The organism is Cohnella herbarum (assembly GCF_012849095.1).
Classification (GTDB): domain Bacteria; phylum Bacillota; class Bacilli; order Paenibacillales; family Paenibacillaceae; genus Cohnella; species Cohnella herbarum.
This window is the reverse complement of record NZ_CP051680.1, coordinates 3,077,002-3,099,812: the sequence shown is the minus strand read 5'-3', so window position 1 is coordinate 3,099,812 and position 22,811 is coordinate 3,077,002. Positions and strand designations below refer to the sequence as shown.

At 50.3% G+C, this 22,811-nt stretch carries 22 protein-coding genes and 2 riboswitches; of the genes, 17 read left to right on the top strand and 5 right to left on the bottom strand.

Going from position 1 to position 22,811, the window contains the following annotated elements; translation table 11 throughout:
• Nucleotides 1-437: 437 nt before the first annotated feature.
• The 4 genes from HH215_RS13700 (at nt 438) to HH215_RS13685 (ending at nt 3,610) form a co-directional block, all read left to right on the top strand.
• Nucleotides 438-1,532, top strand: a complete 1,095-nt coding sequence (locus tag HH215_RS13700) for a sulfate ABC transporter substrate-binding protein (RefSeq protein WP_375140499.1) — start codon at nt 438-440, stop codon at nt 1,530-1,532.
• A gap of 33 nt (nt 1,533-1,565) precedes the next feature.
• Complete coding sequence (cysT, locus tag HH215_RS13695; protein WP_169280424.1) at nt 1,566-2,411, top strand: sulfate ABC transporter permease subunit CysT; 846 nt, start codon at nt 1,566-1,568, stop codon at nt 2,409-2,411.
• 5 nt (nt 2,412-2,416) lie between these two features.
• Entirely contained in the window at nt 2,417-3,283 is an 867-nt protein-coding gene (gene cysW, locus HH215_RS13690) for a sulfate ABC transporter permease subunit CysW (protein WP_169280423.1), read from the top strand.
• Between the two features lie 141 nt (nt 3,284-3,424).
• On the top strand, nt 3,425-3,610 hold the full coding sequence (locus tag HH215_RS13685; RefSeq protein WP_169280422.1) for a YezD family protein: 186 nt from the start codon (nt 3,425-3,427) through the stop codon (nt 3,608-3,610).
• Between the two features lie 58 nt (nt 3,611-3,668).
• On the opposite strand, the gene HH215_RS13680 is transcribed toward HH215_RS13685, so the two are convergent.
• Nucleotides 3,669-3,815, bottom strand: coding sequence for a YqzM family protein (locus tag HH215_RS13680; protein WP_169280421.1), 147 nt, complete (start codon nt 3,813-3,815; stop codon nt 3,669-3,671).
• A 250-nt stretch (nt 3,816-4,065) separates the two neighbouring features.
• Here HH215_RS13680 and uvrC point away from each other — a divergent pair, with 250 nt between their 5' ends.
• From uvrC to HH215_RS13650, 6 genes are all read left to right on the top strand, one after another.
• Nucleotides 4,066-5,958: an excinuclease ABC subunit UvrC gene (uvrC, locus tag HH215_RS13675; protein ID WP_217362318.1), complete on the top strand. Its 1,893-nt coding sequence runs from the start codon at nt 4,066-4,068 to the stop codon at nt 5,956-5,958.
• Nucleotides 5,959-6,183: 225 nt separating this feature from the next.
• Nucleotides 6,184-6,861: a YkoP family protein gene (locus tag HH215_RS13670; protein WP_169280419.1), complete on the top strand. Its 678-nt coding sequence runs from the start codon at nt 6,184-6,186 to the stop codon at nt 6,859-6,861.
• A gap of 82 nt (nt 6,862-6,943) precedes the next feature.
• Nucleotides 6,944-7,630, top strand: coding sequence for a phosphatase PAP2 family protein (locus tag HH215_RS13665; protein ID WP_169280418.1), 687 nt, complete (start codon nt 6,944-6,946; stop codon nt 7,628-7,630).
• Nucleotides 7,623-8,237, top strand: a complete 615-nt coding sequence (locus tag HH215_RS13660) for a class I SAM-dependent methyltransferase (RefSeq protein WP_169284378.1) — start codon at nt 7,623-7,625, stop codon at nt 8,235-8,237. Before HH215_RS13665 ends, HH215_RS13660 begins: the two co-directional genes overlap by 8 nt.
• Before the next feature lie 43 nt (nt 8,238-8,280).
• Nucleotides 8,281-8,970: a response regulator gene (locus tag HH215_RS13655; RefSeq protein ID WP_169284377.1), complete on the top strand. Its 690-nt coding sequence runs from the start codon at nt 8,281-8,283 to the stop codon at nt 8,968-8,970.
• Between the two features lie 43 nt (nt 8,971-9,013).
• Nucleotides 9,014-10,021, top strand: a complete 1,008-nt coding sequence (locus tag HH215_RS13650) for a sensor histidine kinase (protein WP_254450473.1) — start codon at nt 9,014-9,016, stop codon at nt 10,019-10,021.
• On the opposite strand, the gene HH215_RS13645 is transcribed toward HH215_RS13650, so the two are convergent.
• Nucleotides 9,960-11,684, bottom strand: coding sequence for a CPBP family intramembrane glutamic endopeptidase (locus HH215_RS13645; protein ID WP_169280416.1), 1,725 nt, complete (start codon nt 11,682-11,684; stop codon nt 9,960-9,962). The two genes, HH215_RS13650 and HH215_RS13645, sit on opposite strands and share 62 nt — an antisense overlap.
• A 279-nt stretch (nt 11,685-11,963) precedes the next feature.
• Nucleotides 11,964-12,145: riboswitch (cyclic di-AMP (ydaO/yuaA leader) on the top strand.
• A 127-nt stretch (nt 12,146-12,272) separates the two neighbouring features.
• Between HH215_RS13645 and HH215_RS13640 the strand changes: the two genes are divergently transcribed.
• From HH215_RS13640 to HH215_RS13625, 4 genes are all read left to right on the top strand, one after another.
• Entirely contained in the window at nt 12,273-13,613 is a 1,341-nt protein-coding gene (locus HH215_RS13640; RefSeq protein ID WP_254450574.1) for a TrkH family potassium uptake protein, read from the top strand.
• A 13-nt stretch (nt 13,614-13,626) separates the two neighbouring features.
• Nucleotides 13,627-14,973 (top strand): TrkH family potassium uptake protein, encoded by a 1,347-nt coding sequence (locus tag HH215_RS13635; RefSeq protein WP_375140498.1) that lies wholly within the window; start codon nt 13,627-13,629, stop codon nt 14,971-14,973.
• A 14-nt stretch (nt 14,974-14,987) separates the two neighbouring features.
• Entirely contained in the window at nt 14,988-15,650 is a 663-nt protein-coding gene (locus HH215_RS13630; protein ID WP_169280413.1) for a potassium channel family protein, read from the top strand.
• A 66-nt stretch (nt 15,651-15,716) separates the two neighbouring features.
• Nucleotides 15,717-16,541 carry a polysaccharide deacetylase family protein gene (locus HH215_RS13625; protein ID WP_254450472.1) on the top strand — a complete coding sequence of 275 codons (825 nt, stop codon included), beginning with the start codon at nt 15,717-15,719 and terminating at the stop codon, nt 16,539-16,541.
• Between the two features lie 139 nt (nt 16,542-16,680).
• Here the strand turns inward: HH215_RS13625 and HH215_RS13620 are convergent, their stop codons facing one another.
• A complete protein-coding gene (locus HH215_RS13620) occupies nt 16,681-17,334 on the bottom strand; it encodes a 3D domain-containing protein (RefSeq protein ID WP_169280412.1) in 654 nt (217 codons plus the stop codon).
• 5 nt (nt 17,335-17,339) lie between these two features.
• A riboswitch (cyclic di-AMP (ydaO/yuaA leader) is annotated at nt 17,340-17,501 on the bottom strand.
• A 107-nt stretch (nt 17,502-17,608) separates the two neighbouring features.
• Nucleotides 17,609-18,526: a LysR substrate-binding domain-containing protein gene (locus HH215_RS13615; RefSeq protein ID WP_169280411.1), complete on the bottom strand. Its 918-nt coding sequence runs from the start codon at nt 18,524-18,526 to the stop codon at nt 17,609-17,611.
• Nucleotides 18,527-18,695: 169 nt separating this feature from the next.
• On the opposite strand from HH215_RS13615, the gene HH215_RS13610 reads away from it, so the two are divergent.
• Genes HH215_RS13610 through sdhB form a run of 3 tightly spaced genes read left to right on the top strand, consistent with a single transcriptional unit; the run spans nt 18,696 to nt 21,932 of the window.
• Entirely contained in the window at nt 18,696-19,367 is a 672-nt protein-coding gene (locus HH215_RS13610; RefSeq protein ID WP_169280410.1) for a succinate dehydrogenase cytochrome b558 subunit, read from the top strand.
• An 18-nt stretch (nt 19,368-19,385) separates the two neighbouring features.
• The gene (sdhA, locus tag HH215_RS13605; RefSeq protein ID WP_169280409.1) at nt 19,386-21,143 is read left to right on the top strand and encodes a succinate dehydrogenase flavoprotein subunit; all 1,758 of its coding nucleotides are present in this window, start codon (nt 19,386-19,388) and stop codon (nt 21,141-21,143) included.
• Nucleotides 21,144-21,146: 3 nt separating this feature from the next.
• On the top strand, nt 21,147-21,932 hold the full coding sequence (sdhB, locus tag HH215_RS13600) for a succinate dehydrogenase iron-sulfur subunit (RefSeq protein ID WP_169280408.1): 786 nt from the start codon (nt 21,147-21,149) through the stop codon (nt 21,930-21,932).
• 77 nt (nt 21,933-22,009) lie between these two features.
• On the opposite strand, the gene HH215_RS36060 is transcribed toward sdhB, so the two are convergent.
• Nucleotides 22,010-22,336 carry a hypothetical protein gene (locus HH215_RS36060; protein ID WP_217362293.1) on the bottom strand — a complete coding sequence of 109 codons (327 nt, stop codon included), beginning with the start codon at nt 22,334-22,336 and terminating at the stop codon, nt 22,010-22,012.
• Nucleotides 22,337-22,811: the final 475 nt, after the last annotated feature.

Below are 22,811 nucleotides of genomic sequence, written 5' to 3'. Positions count from 1 at the left end.
TAGGTAGGCTTGCAAGCAGAAAAATAGACGGAAAATCCGTCTAACTCTGTCGCGGGTGGGCTCACTAGCAGGGAAATAGGCGGAAAATCTGTCTAACTCAATCACGAGTCGGCTGTCTAACAGGAAAATAGGCGGGAAAATCAGTCTAACTCGGTCGCGGGTGGGCTCATTAACAGGAAGATAAGCGGATAATCCGTCTATGTCGGGAGTAGCCTTAATATCTGAATCATAATAAAGGATTTATCAATTTTTTTTATAGCAGTTATTGACAGCTAGCAAGATCACCTGTTATCATTGCTCCATTACCAACTAAACAGGTAGGAATTATAAAACGGGTAGGAATTGTAAGCTTGTATGACTGGCTACCGGAATGGCCATCCGGTGCTTGCGCAAATCGCTGTATCCATTCATTAATCGAATAATAGGGGTGCATGAAAATGAAAACATTTAAAAACCTCAAGCTGGTCTTAATAGCGGTATTAATCATTACGGTATTGTCGGCATGCGGATCTAATAAAAATAATGAATCCTCTGCAACCGCAAGCGGTTCCGAATCTAGTCCGAGCGCGGCAGCGAGCGGATCGGGGGAAACTCCGAAAGACATCGAGTTGCTTAACGTCTCCTACGACCCGACTAGGGAGCTGTACGAGGAATTCAATAAAAGCTTCGCGGAGTATTGGAAACAAAAAACGGGCGGGAAAATTACGATCAAGCAATCGCACGGCGGTTCAGGCAAGCAAGCCCGCGCGGTTATCGACGGGTTGCAAGCGGACGTCGTCACTTTGGCGCTTGGATACGATATCGATGCCATAGCGGAAACGGGCGCGCTAAAAACGGATTGGCAACAATCTTTCGAGCAGAACAGTACTCCTTATACGTCGACTATCGTTTTCCTCGTCCGCAAAGGGAATCCGAAAGGCATCAAAGATTGGGGCGACCTGATCAAGGACGGTATCCAAGTCATTACCCCGAATCCTAAGACGTCCGGTGGAGCACGTTGGAACTACCTTGCGGCGTGGGGTTACGCGACGAAGACGCTTGGTTACGATGAAACGCAAACGTTGGATTTCCTCAAGAAGCTGTTCAAGAACGTACCCGTTCTCGATACGGGAGCCCGCGGATCGACGACGACGTTCGTGGAAAAGGGAATCGGAGACGTATTGCTTGCATGGGAGAACGAAGCGTATCTGGCTTTGAAAGAATTCGGCGATGATTACGAGATCGTAACGCCTTCGATCAGCATTCTGGCCGAGCCGCCGGTTGCCATCGTCGACAAAAACGTGGATAAAAAGGGTACCCGCGCGGCGGCCGAAGAATATTTGAAATATCTGTACACCGAGCAAGGACAGGAAATCGCGGCGAAAAACTTCTACCGTCCTAGACTCCAATCGGTTGCGGACAAATATAAAGATCAGTTCGGGCAACTGAATTTGTTGACGATCGATCAGGATTTCGGCGGTTGGAAAGAAGCGCAGAACAAACATTTCTCCGATGGCGGAACGTTCGATCAAATTTATACGCCGGGATCCTAACCAAGGGCCGGGAAGAGGAGTTAAGGCGGGCACATGACATTACTTCGCAAGAAAGACCGGGTATTGCCGGGATTATCCCTCACGTTAGGATTTTCGGTTCTTTACTTGAGCCTGATCGTATTGATTCCGTTGGCGGCACTCGCGATTAAGTCGGCGGAACTTTCTCCCTCCCAGTGGTGGGATACCGTATCCGGTCCCCGGGTCGTGGCCTCATACAGATTAAGTTTGCTGACTGCCTTCTTCGCCGCGTTCGTGAATCTGGTGTTCGGGTTGTTGCTAGCATGGGTGCTAGTGCGGTATAAGTTTCCCGGCAAAAAAATCGTCGACGGGTTGATCGATCTGCCGTTCGCATTGCCGACGGCCGTAGCGGGTATCGCGTTAACGACGATCTACGCTCCGAAAGGTTGGGTCGGTTCCCTCCTGGAGCCGCTAGGCATTAAGGTGGCTTACACGCCGATCGGGATCACGCTCGCGCTCATCTTTATCGGAATCCCGTTCGTCGTCCGAACGGTACAACCGATCCTGCAGGATATGGAGTCGGATATGGAAGAGGCGGCGGTTCTGCTCGGATCGTACCGGGCGCGAACGTTTTTCAAGATCATTTTGCCGGATTTGATTCCTCCGTTACTGACGGGCTTCGCGTTGGCGTTCGCCCGAGGCATCGGAGAATACGGCTCGGTCGTGTTTATATCCGGTAACATGCCGATGAAAACCGAAATCGCTCCACTACTTATCATCACGAAACTCGAGCAATACGAATATGCCCAAGCGGCGGCGGTAGCGGTCGTGTTGCTCCTAATTTCCTTCTTTCTATTGTTCCTTATCAACATTTTGCAAAGGTGGAGCAATCGCCGCCTGCGCACCGTTAAGGGAGGTTAATCGATATGGCAGGCATCGTCACGAATCCCCGTAAAGGGAAAAGCCTACCGACCCGACCACACCTGACGGAATCCAAAGCCGTTCGGTATACGCTAATCGGAATCGCGCTGTTATTTCTTGGATTAATCGTCATTCTTCCGATGGTATCCGTAATCGCCGAATCGTTCCGGAAAGGGTGGGAAGCCTACTTGTCCGCGCTATCCGATCCGGATGCGATGTCGGCGCTCAAGTTGACTTTGATCACGGCGGCGGTTGCCGTACCGCTCAATACGATTTTCGGCGTCGCGGCGGCTTGGGCCATCACGAAATTCAAATTTCGCGGCAAAAATCTGCTCGTCACGTTAATCGACCTTCCGTTCGCCGTATCGCCGGTCGTCAGCGGTTTGATCTACGTACTGTTGTTCGGAGCTCAAGGGTTTCTGGGGCCATGGCTGGATAAGCACGACATCAATATCATTTTTGCGACGCCGGGTATTGTTCTGGCTACGATGTTCGTCACTTTCCCGTTCGTCGCCAGAGAGCTCATTCCCCTCATGGAAGCGCAAGGCGTTCAAGACGAGGAAGCGGCCGTCAGCTTGGGAGCGCGAGGGTGGCGGGTATTCTTCAAAGTTACGCTGCCGAATATCAAATGGGGCTTGTTGTACGGCATGATACTTTGTAATGCTAGAGCCATGGGCGAGTTCGGGGCGGTATCCGTCGTCTCCGGTCACATCAGGGGAGAGACGAACACCTTACCGCTGCACATCGAGATCGTCTATAACGAGTACCAATTCAGCGCAGCTTTCGCCGTTGCTTCGTTATTGATGTTATTGGCAATCATTACGTTAGTCGTTAAATCCATCTTGGAGAGCCGCATGAGCGAAGAGCATTGATTCTATTTCAACATTTCAGAAAGTAATAAATTCACTCTACTATTTCTGAAATGTCTCCGACATAAACGTTCCCCGCCATCCCAAAGGACGGCGGAAGCCGTTTATGCTTGATTCACTGAACTTAATCGGGAGGGAAACGCAATGGCGAAACCGGTAGAAGTGGACGATCGTTGGCTTGGGAGAATTGCCGAGCAGGTAAACGGTTTGGAGTACGGCGAGGTGAATATCGTCGTACATGACGGAAGAATCGTTCAGATCGAACGCAAGGAACGAAAAAGATACGATGATTCCATAAGGATCATTAAACAGGAGAAGAACGAAGCATAAAGATAAAAGCCGTCAGGGAGCATTTGCCCCTGACGGCTTTTACGTTTCATCGCACGTATTAAGAAATCAAAAATTTAACGACGACCGCAACGGTGAATACGACGAACATGAAGCCGAACATGGCTCCGAAGCCGAGTGCCGTATCCATTAAATCGTCGCGCGGCTCTTCATTGATGTGAAGGCGGGGATCTCTAGCGTTTTCCATGGGAAGCCTCCTGACAATATCTATAACTACAGTATACCCAACAACGCTTTTTGTTGTAAAGTATTCCTGCTTCTTTATCGTGACAAGTTTGCGACAACCCCGAATTGGATACAGCGATAAAGGGCTCGGCTGTGCTACAATGGGAGGAACGGGTGTTCTGCCCCATTCATGCCAATCATTCCATTCATGTCGTATAGAGGAGGTGCCGATCGTGGACATCTTGAGTCCATCCGCTAATCGCGATAAGGCGATGGAAAACATACGCCACAAGCTGGCGTTGCTTCCCGATCAGCCTGGCTGTTATTTAATGAAAAACGATGAAGGCAAAATCATCTACGTAGGCAAAGCGAAAGTATTGAAAAACCGCGTGCGCTCCTACTTCACGGGAAGTCACGACGGCAAAACGCAGAAGCTGGTTTCGGAAATCCGGGACTTCGAATATATCGTCACCGCTAGCAATACGGAATCGTTGATTTTGGAGTGCAACTTGATCAAGGAACATTTTCCGCGTTATAACGTGCTTCTTAAGGACGATAAATCTTTCCCTTATTTGAAAATTACCCATGAAACGCACCCTAAGCTGGAAGTAACCCGACGGGTCGTGAAAGACAAAGGAAAATACTTCGGGCCTTATCCGAACGCTTACGCGGCGCAGGAGACGAAGAAGCTTCTGGATAGGTTGTACCCGTTGCGCAAATGCAATACATTGCCGGAAAAAGTATGCCTGTATTATCACATGGGGCAATGCGTCGCTCCGTGCGAATATCCTGTGGAACAAGCCGTTTACGACGAGATGATCGGCGAGATTTCGCGGTTTCTGAACGGCGGGCATGCGGAGATCAAGAGAGATCTGAAGCGCAAGATGGAGCAGGCCGCCGAACAATTGGAATTCGAACGCGCGCGGGAGTATCGGGACCAGATCGTCGCAATCGAAGCGCTTATGGAAAAGCAGACCATCAATATGGCGGACGCGATGGACCGGGACGTATTCGGTTATTCGGTCGACAAAGGCTGGATGTGCGTACAGATTCTCTATATGAGACAAGGGAAAATGAATCAGCGCCACATGTCTGTATTCCCGTTCTATGGAGACGCTTATGATGACTTCCTTAGCTACGTGACCCAGTATTATAGCGACAATCCCGCTTTGCCGAGGGAGATGCTGCTACCGGTCCCCCCGGGAGATGAGCAGCCCGTCGAGAACGATGTCGCGCCTGCAGCTAAAAACTTGATCGTGGCGGAAGCCAAGGAAGCTTACGGCGACGATGTCGCGGATGCAGCCGAAGAGGGAGAAGCGGCCGAAGTCGGGGAGGCGTTGCGCCGCTGGCTGAAGATTAAGGTGGCGGTTCCCCGGAGAGGCTCGAAACGCCAACTCGTCGCGATGGCTTGCGACAATTCGCGCGTAGCATTGGAAGAAAAATTCCGTCTGATCGAGCGGGATGAATCGCGCAGCGTGAAAGCGGTAGAAGGCTTGGCCAACTGGATCGGCATTCCGAGCGCCAACCGCATCGAGGCGTTCGATAATTCGAATATTCAGGGGACGAACCCCGTGTCGGCGATGATCGTATTTACGAACGGCAAACCGGACAAGAAAGAATATCGCAAATATAACGTCAAAACCGTGCAAGGGCCGGACGATTACGAATCGATGAGGGAAGTCGTTCGCCGGAGATACGAGCGCGTGCTTAAGGAAGGGCTTCCGCTACCCGATCTGATCGTCGTGGATGGCGGTAAAGGGCATATCGCTTCCGTACTCGACGTGCTGGTGAACGAGTTAGGCATGGACGTTCCGGTATGCGGCTTAGCGAAAGACGCGAAGCATAAGACGGCGCAACTGCTCGTCGGCGATCCGCCGGAAGTCGTTCCGTTGCCGCGCGACAGCCAGGAGTTCTACTTGCTGCAGCGTATCCAAGACGAGGTTCACCGCTTCGCGATTACGTTTCACCGCGAGAAGCGCGCCAAGTCGATGATCGCTTCCCGGCTCGACGCGATACCTGGGATCGGAGAGAAACGCCGCAAGCAGCTATTAAGCCATTTCGGCTCGTTGAAGGCGATCAAGGAAGCGCAGGTTTCCGATTTCAAAGCCGTATCGATCGGAGACGCGCTCGCGCAGCGCATTCTTGAGACGTTAAACACGGAGTAGTCGGAAGAGTTCATAGAAGAGTTCATAGAACCGTTAAGGAGCGATAGTTCCTTGGCGGTTTTTTTGTACCTCGCGGACTCTAACCAAGACTTTAGTCTATTTAGAATTGGACATAAGAAGGGATACGATTCCGACGTGGAACGGTGGGTGCGAGGTACTCCAGCCCGATACAATGGAATCAGGTACTAAACGGACATTCAATTCCTTATAAAGGAGAAATGAAAAATGGAAAAAGGACGAAATTCGGTCCCCCTCCCTAATTGCGCAAACGAGCACCTTAACAAGAATACGGTTAAACAGATGATATGGCTGACTTGGGAAAAAGGAATGGACTTGATCATGGGATTAAGAAGCGAGCACACGCTAAAATTCGGGATATGCAAGGTGATGGTCAAGAAATACTCCGGGGAGAGCATTCGCTGCGAAGACGGGACTTGGATAGACGACGGGGATCGAATTGGAGAGCTCCATCTGAACAACAGGAGGATAAATGAATTAACTCGCAAATTCGGGGTGGATAGAGCCGCTCTTCAGACGGCTCGCGAAGTGCGCGCATCCATGAAGGAAATCGGCGAAGCGCTGGATACGCGAATGGAGATGGCTCAAGTGAAAGCTTTGGTCGGAGTGACCCTGCTTCACAGAGGGCTTACGCACGGTTTGGGGTTCGAGCAGCACCGTTTGCCTTCGAAGCGGTTCGAAGTAATAACGACGCTCTATCTCAGATTATTGCTGCGGTTTATGCATCCTGACGGCTTAAGGCATATTGATCGGAATCGCGAGAAATTAACCCCCGTTTTACTCGTATCATCGAGATCGGCGTTTTGCCAAAGGTTTAATTCCAACCGGCGTTGGTTTAGATTTTATCCCGAGAATACCGAGTCGGTTAAAATCGTAACTTTATAAAATCTTCAGAAATTTCTCGAGTCGTTCCTTATTTCTCTCCTCTAATATAACCTTATCGACTTTTGGATGAGGAGTGGGAAACATGAAAACGAATGTTTCGATAGCGGGCAATATCAAGAGCAGCCGCGCCGGAACCTACTTGCCGTTATTAGGCTTGTTAGCAATACCGATAATCAATATCCTGTACTTCCTGCAAAACCACGGAGGGGATCACGTTCAATCTTTAGTTACCGAAGTGGATCGGAACACGCCTTTTATTCCGGCGTTTTCGGTTCCCTACCTGCTTTGGTATCCTTTTCTATTGCTTGTATTCGTCCTTATCGTGCGTAAGGATAAACGGGAATACTACCGAACCTTGTTGGCGTTCTGCACGGGTTTGCTTCTGTCCAACGTGATCTATTTGATGTTCCAAACGACCGTTCCCCGGCCTGAAGTGGATTCAACGGGCTTTTTTAACAACCTGGTCATGTTCGTATATGAAGGCGATGAGCCTTACAATTGCTTCCCTAGCATCCACGTCATGACCAGTATGCTGATGATATTGGGTTCCCGGGCGCTCGGATGGAGGATGAGAGTACCTATCTTCATTTTTGCATGTAGTATTATCGCTTCCACTCTCTTCATTAAGCAGCATGTGATCGCCGACGTCTTCGCGGGAATACTTCTGGCTAAATTCGTATTCTGGTTGGCGGGATACCTAATCTCGATATTCCGGAAACGAACGATGGCGGAAAAAGCGGGGAGGACCCGGTATGCGAATTATGAGTAAGGAGGCCCGCGTTTTTTTCAATAAATTCATGAAAAAGCCCAACCAGATCGGCAGCGTCGTTCCGAGTTCGAGGTTTTTGGCCGAAAGCATGGTAGGTTCGATTCCCTGGCATAACGTTAAGGCCGTAGCGGAATTGGGAGCAGGTACCGGAGCGATCACGCGCGCGATCTCTAGAAGAGCGGGTCCGGATACGCGGGTGTATTTATTCGAGAAGGATTCGAAAATGCGAAAACAGCTTAAGTCGGAGTATCCCGATTACACTTGCGCCGCAAACGTGACCAATATGCTTCGAATTCTCGAACAGGAAGGGGAAAGTCAACTCGATTGCATCGTTAGCGGCCTTCCTTTTTATAATTTTCCTCAGCATTTACGCGATAAGCTTATGGAGCAAATTATAGGAGCGCTAAAGCCGGACGGATTATTCGTAGCTTTTCAATATTCCCTTCAAATGAGAAAGCAGATGTCCAAACTGTTCGAAATCGAGAAAATAAAGTTCGTGCCGTTGAATTTTCCGTCCGCCTTCGTCTATGTTTGCCGGAAAGCGACGGATTCCCATAATGATGTCGAATTTATCGTGGAACGAAAAGCGGATCAGGGTTTAGAATAGGACTAGAAGACATTCCGCTGTTAAGGTGTGTGTGAGGATGCAAATGCATAAAAATACGATTCTGGTCGTCGATGACGATCCCGAAATCCGCGATGTCGTTCACGTCTATTTGCGTAACGAAGGATTTCATGTCCTAGAGGCGGATAACGGGTTTCGCGCATTGGAGATTTTAGCCACGGAGCCGGTGCAACTGATCATTCTGGACGTCATGATGCCTAATCTCGACGGAATTAAAGCCTGCCTCAAAATCAGGGAAACGTCCAACATCCCCATTATCATGCTGTCCGCGAAACAGGAAGATATCGATAAAATTACGGGACTTTCGACGGGAGCGGACGATTACGTTGCCAAGCCCTTTAGTCCTTTGGAATTAATGGCAAGGGTTAAGGCGCAGCTTCGCAGGCAAAACCTGACGGTCAAAGTAGAGAATAATAACGTTTTGCATATTAACGACTTGAAGATCGACGTCGCTCAGCACCAGGTTACCGTAAAGGGGAAAGAGATTGCCTTAACTCCGCTGGAATTCGCGATTCTCGAACTTTTGGCTAGCCATAAAGGACAGGTCTTTCATGCGGATAAAATTTACGAGAAGGTGTGGAGGGAGACGGCGGGGTATTCGGACAATACGGTCATGGTTCACATCCGCAATATTCGCGAGAAAATCGAAAATAATCCTCGCGATCCTCGCTATATCAAGACGGTATGGGGAGTAGGTTATAAAATTGAAAAATAACTTTTTTTCGATCGTATCCGGCCGGAGGAGCCTTCGTTTTCAAATGATATGGACGTTCTTGGCCAGTTTCTTTACCGGCTCTTTGGTATCCATATCGATCCCTGTAGGTCTGTTGTTCGATATTCCCATATCGATGATCGCGTTTATCGGTACTTTTGCAATATCCTTTGTCCTGTACACGCGACATACGATGAAATATATGCAGAAGTTGTCCGAAGGTTTGACCGTGATCTCGGGCGGCAATCTTCAATACAGAATCCCCGTTATCAGGCAAGACGAGCTAGGCACGGTAGCCGAGCATATCAATGCGATGGCCGAGAAGCTCGAAACCTTGATCGAGAAAGAACGCCAAGTCGAGAAGTCGAAAATGGAGTTGATCACCGGCGTATCCCACGATCTTAGAACGCCGCTTACGAGCATCATCGGTTATTTGGAGCTGCTGAAAGAGAAGTCTTATCGGGATGAAGCCGAGTACGAACGTTTTATCGGAAACACCCATAATAAAGCGCAGCAATTAAAGACGCTCATAGATGAACTGTTCGAGTACACTCGCCTAACGCAAAGCGATAATAAGCTCGAGCTGCAGACGATCGATCTTCGGGAGATGCTCAATCAAATGCTTGTGGAAATCGAGCCTCTCGCCAAAGAAAACGAAATCTCGTTCGATGCGCGCCTCACCGAACGCTCCTTATTCCTGGAAGTAGATCCCGAACAAATCAGGAGAGCGATCGATAATTTGCTTATGAACGCGTTGAAATTTTCGTTGAAACCCGGAATCATCCGGGTTTCATTGGCAGTTCGGAGTGATCATGTAACCATTTCGATCGAAAACGAAGGTGCGTTAATTACGAAGGAGCAAGAGGAGCATCTTTTCGACCGGTTCTATAAAGCAGACGACTCCAGAACGAATATGAACCTCGAAGGAGGAGCGGGTCTAGGCTTGTCGATCACTCGTAGCATCGTAGAGATGCATGGAGGTCAAGCATACCTCAAGCATAAGGGCGGCCGGTTTCTTTTCGCGATCGAATTGCCCTATGAAGCCACCATATGACGATGCCGACGAGACCGGGCATGACAAGACTGAACACGCCGCCGGCGAAATCCCACGGCAAACCGTCGAACATCATTTGCATGCCCATTAGAATCGCGTCCAACGTGACGTGGGCGAAAATGACGGTCATAATGCCGAAGCGCAGCATGAACCAACCGAATAGAAAGGACATCAGCACAAGCTCGATAATGCGCGTATAGACAGGAAAAATCGCGTATCCGACATGACCGAGCGCCCAGATCAAACCCGGAGGAACGATGGCAATCGTCGTCAGAACGACCGCGGTTTTGTTCGATGGTTCGCGGCCAAGCAACTTCCTCGCACCGGCAACAAACCAATTGCGGAATACGCCGATCCCGAACAACCGGCTTTGCAACTCCTCCGAAATACCGGCGCACCAAGCCAGTAGGGGAAGAAGCAAAGGAATGCTCATATTGTACATCGATTGCGTCGCGTCCGAGGAAGCGAACGAGCCTAAGGTTTGTTCGAGAATAAGCAAGATGAGCGATTGCGCCCCGAGCAGGATAAAGGCGAGGAAATACCCTTCTCTCACGCTCTTCAGTATCGCAGCTCCGTAACCGGGCTCTTTCCATCTCGGCCATAAGGAACGTCCCATCGATTTCCACAAGCCGTCCCCCCCGACCGCGGAGAAGTAAGTCAGCAAGGCCATGGCCGCAAACGTAACCAGGTTGACGATGAGGTTAACATTATCCCCGATACTTGCGCCGGCGTCCCAAGATTCTGCGCGCAAACCAGGAATCCTGTTAAATGTTAAGCCAGCATGGAGCACGAAGAACGCGATCGACAGGAAGATGCCCCTACGGTAGGAAGTATGGCCGCCATGGGTTCCCGTGTACACGATGGCAAGGATGAACAGGATGATCTGAGGCAGGAAAAATCCGAACATGGAAAGATTGATCGACCACTTTTCTTGGTTCTCGATATAATCGAGGAAAGACGAGGGGAGATCTACGCCATAAGTTGCTGACCCGCCTCGCCATTCGGGGAAGGACGAGTGCAGAGCGCTATATCCTGGCGGCATGTCGACTTTAAGCCATAATTTGGCTTCACCGATGTCGCCTTTTGTTGAAACGAACTTAAGAGTTCCGTACTTGACCGGTTGATCGTCCCACTTCCACTCTTCGGGATTAACGCCCCAGAATGACGCGTATTGTAACGCTTTTGCCGCAAGCTGAGTTCCGCTCTCCTTGTCTCCGGCGGACTCGATCGATTGAGCAGGCTTATCGCCATAGTGCTCCCATGCGACCAAACTCCCGGTTTCCATGTTCAGGAATAGCAGAAGTCTGCCGATATCTTCGCGAAGATGCAGTTCAACCGCGTATGTATCGGTAGGAGTACCCGAGGACCATTGTTTGTCGTAGTCGGTAAAAAAATCGTTTTTGGAAAAGTAACCGGTGGCATCGCTATTGGTCAGATGCGTAACCGTCGTTTTCTGCAACTGATCCGATGGAATACCGAATTTTTCCTCCGCCCAGTTCAGCGCTTTCGCTTCGGCTTGGGATCTCGTCATCACATTTTGAACATCGGTTGCAAACAATTGCCCCGTTACGGGGAATACTTGAATGAACAAAAAAATAATCATACCGATCGTGGCAGTCCAAATCCATCGCTTATCCATCGAGGATGGAGCAAATCCAGTCAAATCGCATACCTCCTAAGTGCAATAAAGGCTCAAGTAAACGCATACAGCACCTTAAAGCTAGTAAACGCCGTGGTTTTCATCAAGTATCTCTCATTTTCGATGAAAATGAAAGCAAAGAGAACGATAATCACTGTCCGGGGGCATAACCATGCGGAAGCCATCGTAAAAATCGTTCAAACGGGTCGGTTTGGGCTCATTTAGACGTTGTCCCCCTTTGTCGGAAAGAATATAATTCGATGGTACGTTCTGAAAACCCGACTTTTTGAACCCTTCAACCAACTAAATAGCTAGCCGAATTTCTTAAAGAAGAAAACGGGGGAACCAACCGTTCATGGGTACAAGTTTAATTGTATTCGACGAACCCGGGGTGAATTCCATCCGCGCGATAAGTGCGGTAGATAGGGCGGCCTGTTCGAGCCCGAATCCGACAGCTAACCTCGTAGGCTATATGACGAACAGGACTCGCGTGCGATCGATCAAGCACTGGGAATCCAGTGCTTTTTTTGTTGCGCACAGCCCGCGTATTTTTCGCAATAACCGCCTTGCCCTATGCATGACCTTGAATATCCGTATGAGGTGACTTCTTTGATTAAGAAAGCCGTTCGATGGTTCAGCGCATCGCCGCCGAGAACATTGTTGTTAGGATTTTCCTTCATTATTTTCCTTGGCGCGCTGCTGTTAAGTTTGCCTATTTCTTCCGTTAGCGGACAAACGATGTCTTTCATTGACGCCTTGTTTACTTCCACGTCAGCGACTTGCGTAACGGGATTAGTCTTATTCGATACCGGAGCTTACTTTTCCACGTTCGGGCATTGGGTCATTCTGCTGCTTATCCAAATCGGCGGAATCGGCTTTATGACGATGGCAACGTTGTTCGCGCTGATCCTGAGAAGAAGGATTTCGCTTAAGGAAAGACTTATTTTGCAAGAATCGCTTAATCAAGGCAGCATCGAAGGACTCGTTAGGCTTGTCCGAAAAGTAATATTTTATGCCTTGGCCCTTGAGACGGTAGGCGCGATATTGTATACGATCCGTTTCTCGATCGATATGCCCTTAGGGCGCGCGATGTATCATGGAGTATTCCATTCGATTTCAATTTTCAATAATGCCGGTTTCGACTTGTCGGGCGACTTTACCAGTTTCTCCAAATACTCATCCGATCTCTATATGAATATCGTTTCGATGGGATTGATTATTCTCGGCGGTTTCGGCTTTATCGTCCTTGCGGATTTGTTCGACTGGAAGAAGAAATGGAAATTCTCCTTACATACGAAGGTCGTTCTTAGCGTGTCGGCCGCATTGATCGTAGTTGGGGCGTTGATCATTCTGATCTTCGAATTTACGAACAGTCGGTCGATCGGGGAGGAAGGGTTCGGACAGAAAGTGCTTATGTCGTTCTTCCAATCCGTGACGACGCGGTCCGGGGGAGTTACGACGGTAGATATTACCGAGTTTCGTCAAGCGACGCAATTTTTCATTATTATCTTGATGTTTATCGGCGCTTCCCCGGGCTCTACGGGCGGAGGAATCAAGACGACGACTTTCGCCGTGCTGGTAGGTGCCGTGCTCGCTATGATTCGGGGGAAAGAAGACGTCGTATTGTTCCGTCTTCGATTGGCGCAAGAACGTGTATACAAGGCCGTAACGGTAACGCTGTTCTGTATCGGAATCGTATTGTTAGGCACGCTAGTGCTTTCCACGACGGAAGACGCGGCATTCCTGAAAATTTTGTTCGAAGCGACTTCGGCATTCGGTACGGTCGGTTTATCGATGGGTCTTACCGGTGACTTAACGTTAGCAGGGAAATTAACGATCATATTCCTCATGTTCATTGGCCGCTTAGGTCCGCTGACCTTGACGTACGCCCTAGGTCCGAAACCGGGTCGCGTACTTTACCGTCATGCGGAAGGTAAAATCATTATCGGATGACGGGGTGGTCGATGTGGTACGGAAATGGTTTAGTTCGCTCATAGCTTCCCCGCCCAGACTTCTCGTGTTGGGATTCGCAATGATTATATTGCTCGGCGCGGGATTGCTGATGCTGCCCTTCTCGCACACCCAAGACTCCGCTCCCCGGTTCATCGATGCGCTGTTTACGGCAACGTCGGCGACCTGCGTCACCGGACTTGTCGTGGTCGACACCGGGACGTACTGGACAACGGCCGGTCAACTCATCATATTGACTATGATACAGGTCGGCGGATTAGGATTTATGACGATGGCAACGTTGTTCGCGATTATTCTTAAACGCCGGATTTCACTGAAGGAAAGGCTTGTTCTGCAAGAATCGTTAAACCAGACGAGTATCGAAGGCATCATACGTTTAGTCCGTAAGGTAGTCGTTTACGCTTTAACGATCGAGCTTGTCGGAGCAATTCTGTTCACTGCGCGTTTCCTGTTCGATATGCCCGTTGGAGAGGCCATGTATAAAGGCGCGTTTCATGCGGTGTCTTTCTTCAACAATGCGGGGTTCGACATTATGGGGGACTATCGGAGTCTCGTAGATTATGTAGGAGATCCTTTGGTTAATATCGTAACGATGCTGTTGATCATTCTAGGCGGACTCGGTTTCGTCGTCTTATCGGACTTGGTCGACTTTCGTAATATGAAACGTAAATTATCGCTTCATTCCAAAGTCGTGCTCAGCATGTCCGGTATTCTGATCGTAACGGGAGCGGCGCTTATTCTCATCTTCGAGTACACGAACGGCAAAACGTTCGCTCCTCTCGGCTTCGGAGAGAAGCTGCTGGCCGCTTTCATGCAGTCGGTGTCTCCGAGGACGGCCGGCGTTAACTCTGTGGATATTGCGGGCTTACGGCAAGCGACGCAGTTTATCATCATTATCCTCATGTTCATCGGGGCTTCTCCCGGTTCTACTGGCGGAGGAATCAAGACGACGACTTTTACGGCGCTTGTCGGAGCCGTCGTTGCGATGGTCAGAGGTAAAGAAGATGTCGTATTGTTCAAAATGAGGTTGGCTCAGGAACGGGTGTACAAGGCGTTAACCGTTACGTTATTCGCGTTCGGTCTCGTCATCGTGGCGACGATGATCTTGTCGACGACGGAAGATCACCAATTCCTCATGATCTTGTTCGAAGTAACTTCCGCGTTCGGTACGGTCGGCTTATCGATGGGTCTAACCGGAGATTTGACCGTCGCTGGAAAAATCATCATTATCCTTATGATGTTTATGGGGCGGTTAGGTCCGCTGACTTTGACATATGCGCTTGGACGAAAGCAAGGGCGGGCCTTGTATCGTCATGCGGAAGGTAAAATTATTATCGGGTAGAGGACGGAAATATCATGAAGATGAATCAATTCGTTATTATAGGGTTGGGACGGTTCGGATCGAGTTTAGGCGCGGAGTTGATCAAATTAGGTTATGAAGTGCTTGGCGTGGACCGCGACGAAGAGAAAGTACAAGAACTGTCCAACATTCTTACGCACGCGGTCGTTGCGGACGCTACGGAGGAAGAGGTGCTGCGTTCGATCGGCGCCCGGAACTTCGATTGCGGCGTCGTGGCGATCGGGGACGATATACAGGCGAGTATACTGGCAACGATTCTGTTGAAGGATCTCGGCGTCAAGAAGGTCGTGGCGAAAGCGGTATCCGATCTGCACGGCCGCGTATTGGAGCGGGTCGGCGTGGACAGGATTATCTATCCGGAACGGGATATGGGGGTTCGCGTGGCCCATCAGCTCGTTTCGCCGAACTTGTTGGATTATATCGAGCTGTCCAAGCAATATACGATAGCGGAGCTTGCGGTTCCGGAATGCCTGTCGGGCAAGTCGCTGGACGATGTGAACCCGAGGGGGAGATTCGGTTGCAGCATCGTGGCTATCAACAAACCGAAGGGGATCATCATCGCTCCCGTGGCGAAGGATACCTTATCGAAGGACGACGTGATGGTCGTTATCGGCACGAATGATCAGATCGAGCAATTCCAAGAGTCGATCGGACAATAGCCGGCTGGAAAAGTTATTAGCGAGAGTTGAATGAAATCCATCCCATTCGTTCAGGATATAGTTAGAATGAGCGGTTATGGGGGGATTGGCGAGATGACGATGTCGCGCTTTAGATCGGTGGTGATGGCGCTGGTAAGCGCCGTCACCCTTTTGTCTTTGTTGGGGGATTGTACTGGTGCGCATGCCGCTTATGCAGCTGGAACAACGCAGGTTAAGCCGTCCGGCAATCATTGGTCCGAATATGAACGCAAGTATGAAGGCGTGTTCGTATTGTCCGCGTCCCGGGGTTCGCGCAAAGTCGCGTTAACGTTCGACGACGTGCCGGACCCCCGGTTCACGCCGCAGGTTCTGGACGTCCTGAAAGCCAAGAAGGTTCATGCGACTTTCTTCGTCGTAGGAACCCGCAGCTCGAAACATCCGGATTTAGTCAAACGAATCCACCGGGAGGGCCATAACCTAGGTAATCATTCGTATAGCCACCCTAATTTCTCTAAGCTGAACTTCGCGAAGGTGCAAGAGCAGATCGAACGAGCGGAGCACGTGATCGAGGGGATCGTCGGGTTTAAACCAAGGCTAGTGCGTCCTCCATACGGGGAGATTTTACCAAAACATCTGGACTGGGCGAAAAAAAGAGGATATACGGTAGTGAATTGGGATGTGGATTCATCGGATTGGCGACAGTTAAGCTCGGATCAGGTGTTTCGGAACGTCACCCGCTCGGTACGGCCGGGTTCCGTCGTGCTGATGCATGCCGGAGGCGGACAAGGACAGAGCTTGTCCGGTACGGTCAAGGCGCTTCCGCAAATTATCGACTGGTTGCGCGCGAATCATTACGAGCCCGTGACTTTAACCGATCTGCTGGATATTCCCGAACGCAGAAAAGGGCAGTAAAATCGTACCCGACCGTGGAAATCGGTCAGGTAGGCAGCTTACGAATTGTATGGTTGCGGAGTGAACGGATTAAATAAACCTAGGGTCCGCAATCGGAGCCTAGGTTTATTTATAGCGCGCGATATTCGAATGGCCGGAACTATTCTAAAATGTAGACTTTGACGTTCTGAAAACCGAAACTCGAGACGAAAGAACGGGAACCCGGAACGAAAATATCGATTCGTTTGCCCTTGATCGCGCCACCCGCATCCAATGCCCGCGCGTACATGCCTCCCTGAGGCAAGCCATTGAAATCGTATCCTTCAATGTATACTCTCGTTCCGAAGGCGATGACTTTCGGGTCCACGGCTATCGTTCCGAGCTTAAGCGGATTGCCGAAATAATCGACAGCCCCCCATCCGCCGTTCTCCTCGGCAGCAGCCGAATAAGCCGAAGCTTTAATGTCGATAATTTTGGAGTAAGCGAGCGACTCCGCGGTCGACGTCGATTGCATTTGGACGGGCTTGCTCGAGTCGGCAGCGGCTGTCGCCTTGGAAGCGCTCCCGGAGTTGGCCGTGCTGCTCGGGATCACAAGCTTTAATCCGGTGTAGATATTCAAAGGATCGACGGAAGGGTTCGCGTTCATCAATTTCTGAAGCGGCACTTTGTATTGGGTTGAAAGCTTCCAAAACGTATCGGAATTTTTAGCGGTGTGAGTCGTTGCCGCGTGTGCTGTCAGTCCCGGTAGTGCCAATGCCGCTCCAAGAAGAAGCGCTGAAGATCGTATGCTCAATTTTTTCAAACCGTGTTTCATTACGTATATCCTCCTAGAGATGGGCCGGCGAGGTTAGCTGTCGGATTCGGACTGGGAGATCAGCCCTGCGCGATTGCGCTTCACCCCTGCACATGTATAGGTTCGTTTCGAGTATGTGCTTTTAATACTTGTCCCCCCGCACCTGACGGTTTTGGCCGGAATGTTTTGTTGTTGCGTTCCTAAGAAGGGCGCCCCAACTACCTGTAAAAGGTACCATAGCGAGCAGGCGGTTAAAACAGGAAAAATCAGGAGTCGGACCGATTTTTTCGTTAGATTAAGATTCTTTGAGACGGTTTGCCCCGCGGTCGAAATAGGCGGTCGTTTCCTCGATCAAATAGCGCGTCGAAGGAGCGAGCCAGACCGGGTCGCCGTGAATGAGAGACGTCGTCCGCTTAGTCCCCTCAAGCTCTTTGATGCGCACGAGGTATAAATCGTTATCGATGAGAACTTGCTCGCGCAGGTAAGATTTAGGAAGCAAAGTGCCCGCGCGGCAAGCGGATAATAACCGAATAATGGCCTCGAAAGAGTCGATTTCCATCCGGACATCCGGCTTAAGGTTATATTTTTTTAATAATTCGTCTGTCAGAGTTCGGTACCACGTTCCCGGCGCAAAAAGAATCATCGGAAGGCCGTCGAGATCGGACATTTCCAATTGCGTTCTTTCTAATATAATATGCGTTCTCGGAAGGACGAGGATAAGATGATCTTCAAACAAGGGTAAACTGGTAATAGCGGGATCGTAGATGACGGACGAGGCTACGATTCCGAAATCGACTTTGCGTTCTTTAACGAGCGTGGCGATTTCGTGCGACTTGCCCGTGACGGCTTTAATCTCAAGATTAGGGTGCTTCTCGGTAATTGCGGTAATAAGATCGGGCAGCGTCGTCTGGAGAGTCGTCAAGCTGGCTCCGATCGTAGCTACGTGCGCTTCCGACGATTTGAAAGCGTTCAGTTTCTGTAAATAGCTGCCGTGGAATTGTCGTAACTCAAGCGCGAATTCGTAAGTGACTTGTCCGGCTGCCGTTAGTTCGAGTCGCTTGCCGATTCTTCGGAACAGGTCGACCTCAAGCTCCGATTCAAGCCGGGCTAAACGGCGGGACAGGGCGGGTTGCGACAGGTTTAATCTTTCCGCTGCTTTGTTTAGGCTTGTTTGTTCTACAATCGTCGCGAATAGCCGCATATCTTCGAGCACAGGGAACACCATCCTCTTATGCGTTTTAGTTATAAGTTTTAATATTAAATAAGCAGTTCCATTATAAGCGAAAATAGGGTAACCTTAAAAGCGGTGACAAAATGGTGACGTATGGAAACTTCGTCATCTGAAGTCGAAGCACGGATGCGAAAGGAGATCGAACACAGACATGAAAGGTAATTCTTATTTACCGAGAAAGCTTCATTCGTTGCTTGGCGTAATTCCGCTTGGATTGTTCATTATCGAGCATGCGCTGACGAACTATTCCGCTTACGAAGGCGGACAGGAGGGCTTCACGAAAAGCATCGACTTCTTGAACAGCGTACCTCTTGTATTCTGGCTGGAATTGTTCGTTATCTGGTTGCCCATTTTATTCCATGGGGTATACGGACTGTACATCGCGTATCAATCGAACATTAACACGGGCCGATTCAGCTATGGCCGCAACTGGGCGTTCACGTTGCAACGGATTACGGGGGTAATCACGTTTATTTTCGTGGCATGGCATTTCTACGAAACCCGATTCCAGATTACGCTCGGCAACGTTACGCATGAAGAACTGGGTCAACACATGAACGGAATCGTTAGCGACCCGCTCGTCTTCACGGCTTACATCATCGGCGTAATCGCCGCGACGTTCCACTTCGCGAACGGTTTGTGGGCTTTCTTGGTGAGCTGGGGAATTACGGTTGGCCCGCGCGCTCAGAAAGTTTCCTCTAATATTTGCATGGTCATCTTCGTAATCTTGTCGGCACTGTTCTTGTTGTCCTTGTTCGCATTCCGCGGCGACGAGTTCGCATCGGCTGCAGCAACGGCGTTAAGTTCAGTCTCGATCGGTTAGAGGGAGGAGAAACAAATTATGGCTACTCAAAAAGTAATTGTCGTCGGAGGCGGACTTGCCGGATTAATGGCGACGATTAAAGCGGCGGAAGCGGGAGTTCGGGTCGATCTATTCTCGCTGGTACCGGTTAAAAGATCTCACTCCGTATGCGCGCAAGGCGGTATTAACGGAGCTGTAAATACAAAAGGCGAAGGCGATTCCCCTTGGGAGCACTTTGACGATACGGTGTATGGAGGCGACTTCCTCGCGAATCAACCTCCGGTTAAAGCAATGTGCGAAGCGGCGCCCGGCATTATCCACTTGATGGACCGGATGGGCGTAATGTTCAGCCGTACCCCGGAAGGATTGCTCGATTTCCGCCGGTTCGGAGGAACGCAATATCACCGTACGGCATTCGCCGGAGCTACGACGGGACAGCAACTGTTGTACGCGCTGGACGAGCAGGTTCGGCGTTGGGAAGTCGCGGGACTGGTGCAGAAATTCGAGCATTGGGAATTTACGGGAGCGGTCATCGATGACGACGGAGTTTGCCGCGGGATTTCCGCGCAAGATCTGCGCACGATGGAATCGGTCACGTTCCGCGGCGATGCGGTCATTCTGGCCACCGGCGGTCCCGGGATTATTTTCGGCAAAACGACGAACTCCGTAATCAATACGGGAACGGCGGCGAGCGCGGTTTATCAGCAAGGCGTGCATTATGCGAACGGGGAGTTCATTCAGATTCACCCGACCGCGATTCCCGGCGACGACAAAAACCGTCTCATGAGCGAATCGGCAAGGGGAGAAGGCGGCCGGATCTGGACCTATAAAGACGGCAAGCCTTGGTACTTCCTCGAAGAAAAATATCCGGCATACGGTAACCTCGTTCCGCGGGATATCGCGACTCGCGAAATCTTCGACGTGTGCGTAAACCAGAATCTCGGCATCAACGGCGAGAACAGAGTTTATCTCGATCTTTCGCATAAGGATCCGAAGGAGCTTGACGTTAAGCTTGGAGGAATTATCGAAATCTACGAGAAGTTCACCGGAGACGATCCGCGGAAAATTCCGATGCAGATCTTCCCGGCGGTTCACTATTCGATGGGCGGCTTGTGGGTCGATTACAATCAAATGACGAACGTTCCGGGGCTATTCGCTTGCGGAGAGTGCGATTATCAATATCACGGCGCGAACCGTCTCGGCGCGAACTCCTTGTTGTCCGCGATCTTCGGCGGCATGGTAACCGGACCGAAAGCGATCGAGTACATCCGTGGATTGAAAAAATCGGCCGAGGACGTATCGGAGAGCGTATTCGAGAACGAGCGCAAAAAACAAGCGAACAAATTCGAGTCGATCCTGAAAATGGACGGCAAGGAAAACGCTTATGTATTGAGCAGAGAGCTCGGCGAATGGATGACGAACAACATGACCGTCGTCCGTTACAACAAGAAGCTGGAAGAGACCATCGGCAAGATCAAGGAACTCAAACAGCGTTACAAAAATATTAATATCAACGATACCGCGAATTGGAATAACGCGGGAGCGGCGTTTACCCGTCAGCTGTGGAACATGCTTGAGCTGGCCGAGGCGATGACGGCAGGGGCGCTTCAACGCGACGAAAGCCGCGGAGCTCACTATAAGCCGGACTTCCCTGAACGCGACGACGATAACTTCTTGAAGACGACTTTAGCGTCGTTTACGCCGGAAGGTCCGCAGATTTCGTACGAGGACGTCGATGTATCGTTGATTAAGCCGCGGAAGCGCGACTACTCCACCAACAAGAAGAAGGAGGGCTAAGTCATGGCGGAAGCTACTACTGCAACGAAAGCGACCACGGCTACGGGTCGTAAAGTCAAGTTCATCATTACGCGACGGGAACGTCCGGATGCCTCCCCATTCACGGAGGAATTCGAAGTTCCGTACCGCCCGAATATGAACGTCATTAGCGCGTTGATGGAAATTCAGCGCAATCCCGTTAAATCCAACGGAGAGAAAACCGCTCCGGTCTGCTGGGAATCCAACTGTCTGGAAGAAGTGTGCGGAGCTTGCTCGATGGTCATCAACGGCAAGCCGCGCCAAGCGTGCAGCTCGCTCATCGATAAGCTGGAGCAGCCGATTCGCTTGGAGCCGATGGCGACTTTCCCTGTCGTAAGGGATTTGGTCATCAACCGCGAACGGATGTTCAACGCGCTTAAGAAGGTTAAAGCTTGGATTCCGATCGACGGTACGTACGATCTTGGACCGGGTCCTCGCATGGCCGAATCGAAACGCCAATGGGCTTACGAGCTGTCCAAGTGCATGACTTGCGGCGTTTGCCTCGAGGCTTGCCCGAACGTCAACGATAGGAACAGCTTCATCGGCCCGGCGTCGATCTCGCAAGTTCGCTTGTTCAACGCCCATCCAACGGGCGAAATGAACGCTCACGAGCGTCTTGACGCGCTGATGGAAGAAGGCGGCATCGAAGGCTGCGGTAACTCGCAGAACTGCGTTCGCTCCTGTCCGAAAGGCATCCCGCTAACGACTTCCATCGCGGCGATGAACAGAGACACGACCAAGCAACTGTTCAAGCAATGGCTTGGCATGTAATACAAAGAAACGCCGCCTTCCCTTCGGGGAGGGCGTTTCTTGTTTGGGGGAACTTTGGCAAACTTGGCAAAACTCGACTAGCTCCAGTAACTCCAGTAGCCCCAGTAAAATCCAGTAGCTCCAGTAGCTCCAGTAGCCCCAGTAAAATCCAGTAGCTCCAGTAGCCTAAGTAGCTCGAGTAGCTCCAGTAGCTCCAGTAGCTCCAGTAGTCCCAGTAGTCCCAGCAGCCTCTTTAGCTCCATTAGCCTCAGTAGCTCCAGTAGTCCCAGCAGCCTCTTTAGCTCCAGTAGCCTCAGTAGCTCCAGTAAATCCAGTAGCCTAAGTAGCTCGAGTAGCTCGAGTAGCTCCAGTAGTCCCAGTAGCCTCTTTAGCTCCAGTAAATCCAGTAGCCTCAGTAGCTCCAATAGTCCCAGTAGCTCCAGTAGCTCCAGTAGCTCCAGTAGCTCCAGTAGCTCCAGTAGCTCCAGTAGCTCCAGTAGCCCCAGTAGCTCCAGTAGTCCCAGTAACTTCCAGTAGCCTCCAGTAGCCTCAGTAGCTCGAATAGCTCCAGTAGTCCCAGTAAATCAGCCGCCCGTACACCTAAGTGTAAAAAATACAACTAGTTTGTGGAGTTTTTCTCGCTCGAATGACTAAGTGTAAAAAATACAACTAGTTCAGGCGAATATTTCGATTTAACACGAATTCAGTCAAATTAAGTGTATCTTTTACATTTAGATGGTGGAAACGAGGAATTTAGGCAAATCTAAATGTAATTTTTACACTTAGATTTTCTGTCGGCTGGAGTGAGTAGAATTTTAGATTAGCTGGACAGTCATTATCCAGTCAATGGTTCATTGGTACTTGAACGAGAAAGCGCATTTATGCATTAAGCTCGGTAGT

Coding starts and splice junctions, on each gene's coding strand:
- HH215_RS13700 (WP_375140499.1), top strand. CDS start 438: ATGAAAACATTTAAAAACCTCAAGCTGGTCTTAATAGCGGTATTAATC.
- cysT (WP_169280424.1), top strand. CDS start 1,566: ATGACATTACTTCGCAAGAAAGACCGGGTATTGCCGGGATTATCCCTC.
- cysW (WP_169280423.1), top strand. CDS start 2,417: ATGGCAGGCATCGTCACGAATCCCCGTAAAGGGAAAAGCCTACCGACC.
- HH215_RS13685 (WP_169280422.1), top strand. CDS start 3,425: ATGGCGAAACCGGTAGAAGTGGACGATCGTTGGCTTGGGAGAATTGCC.
- HH215_RS13680 (WP_169280421.1), bottom strand. CDS start 3,815: ATGGAAAACGCTAGAGATCCCCGCCTTCACATCAATGAAGAGCCGCGC.
- uvrC (WP_217362318.1), top strand. CDS start 4,066: ATGGAAAACATACGCCACAAGCTGGCGTTGCTTCCCGATCAGCCTGGC.
- HH215_RS13670 (WP_169280419.1), top strand. CDS start 6,184: ATGGAAAAAGGACGAAATTCGGTCCCCCTCCCTAATTGCGCAAACGAG.
- HH215_RS13665 (WP_169280418.1), top strand. CDS start 6,944: ATGAAAACGAATGTTTCGATAGCGGGCAATATCAAGAGCAGCCGCGCC.
- HH215_RS13660 (WP_169284378.1), top strand. CDS start 7,623: ATGAGTAAGGAGGCCCGCGTTTTTTTCAATAAATTCATGAAAAAGCCC.
- HH215_RS13655 (WP_169284377.1), top strand. CDS start 8,281: ATGCATAAAAATACGATTCTGGTCGTCGATGACGATCCCGAAATCCGC.
- HH215_RS13650 (WP_254450473.1), top strand. CDS start 9,014: ATGATATGGACGTTCTTGGCCAGTTTCTTTACCGGCTCTTTGGTATCC.
- HH215_RS13630 (WP_169280413.1), top strand. CDS start 14,988: ATGAAGATGAATCAATTCGTTATTATAGGGTTGGGACGGTTCGGATCG.
- HH215_RS13625 (WP_254450472.1), top strand. CDS start 15,717: ATGAGCGGTTATGGGGGGATTGGCGAGATGACGATGTCGCGCTTTAGA.
- HH215_RS13620 (WP_169280412.1), bottom strand. CDS start 17,334: ATGAAACACGGTTTGAAAAAATTGAGCATACGATCTTCAGCGCTTCTT.
- HH215_RS13610 (WP_169280410.1), top strand. CDS start 18,696: ATGAAAGGTAATTCTTATTTACCGAGAAAGCTTCATTCGTTGCTTGGC.
- sdhA (WP_169280409.1), top strand. CDS start 19,386: ATGGCTACTCAAAAAGTAATTGTCGTCGGAGGCGGACTTGCCGGATTA.
- sdhB (WP_169280408.1), top strand. CDS start 21,147: ATGGCGGAAGCTACTACTGCAACGAAAGCGACCACGGCTACGGGTCGT.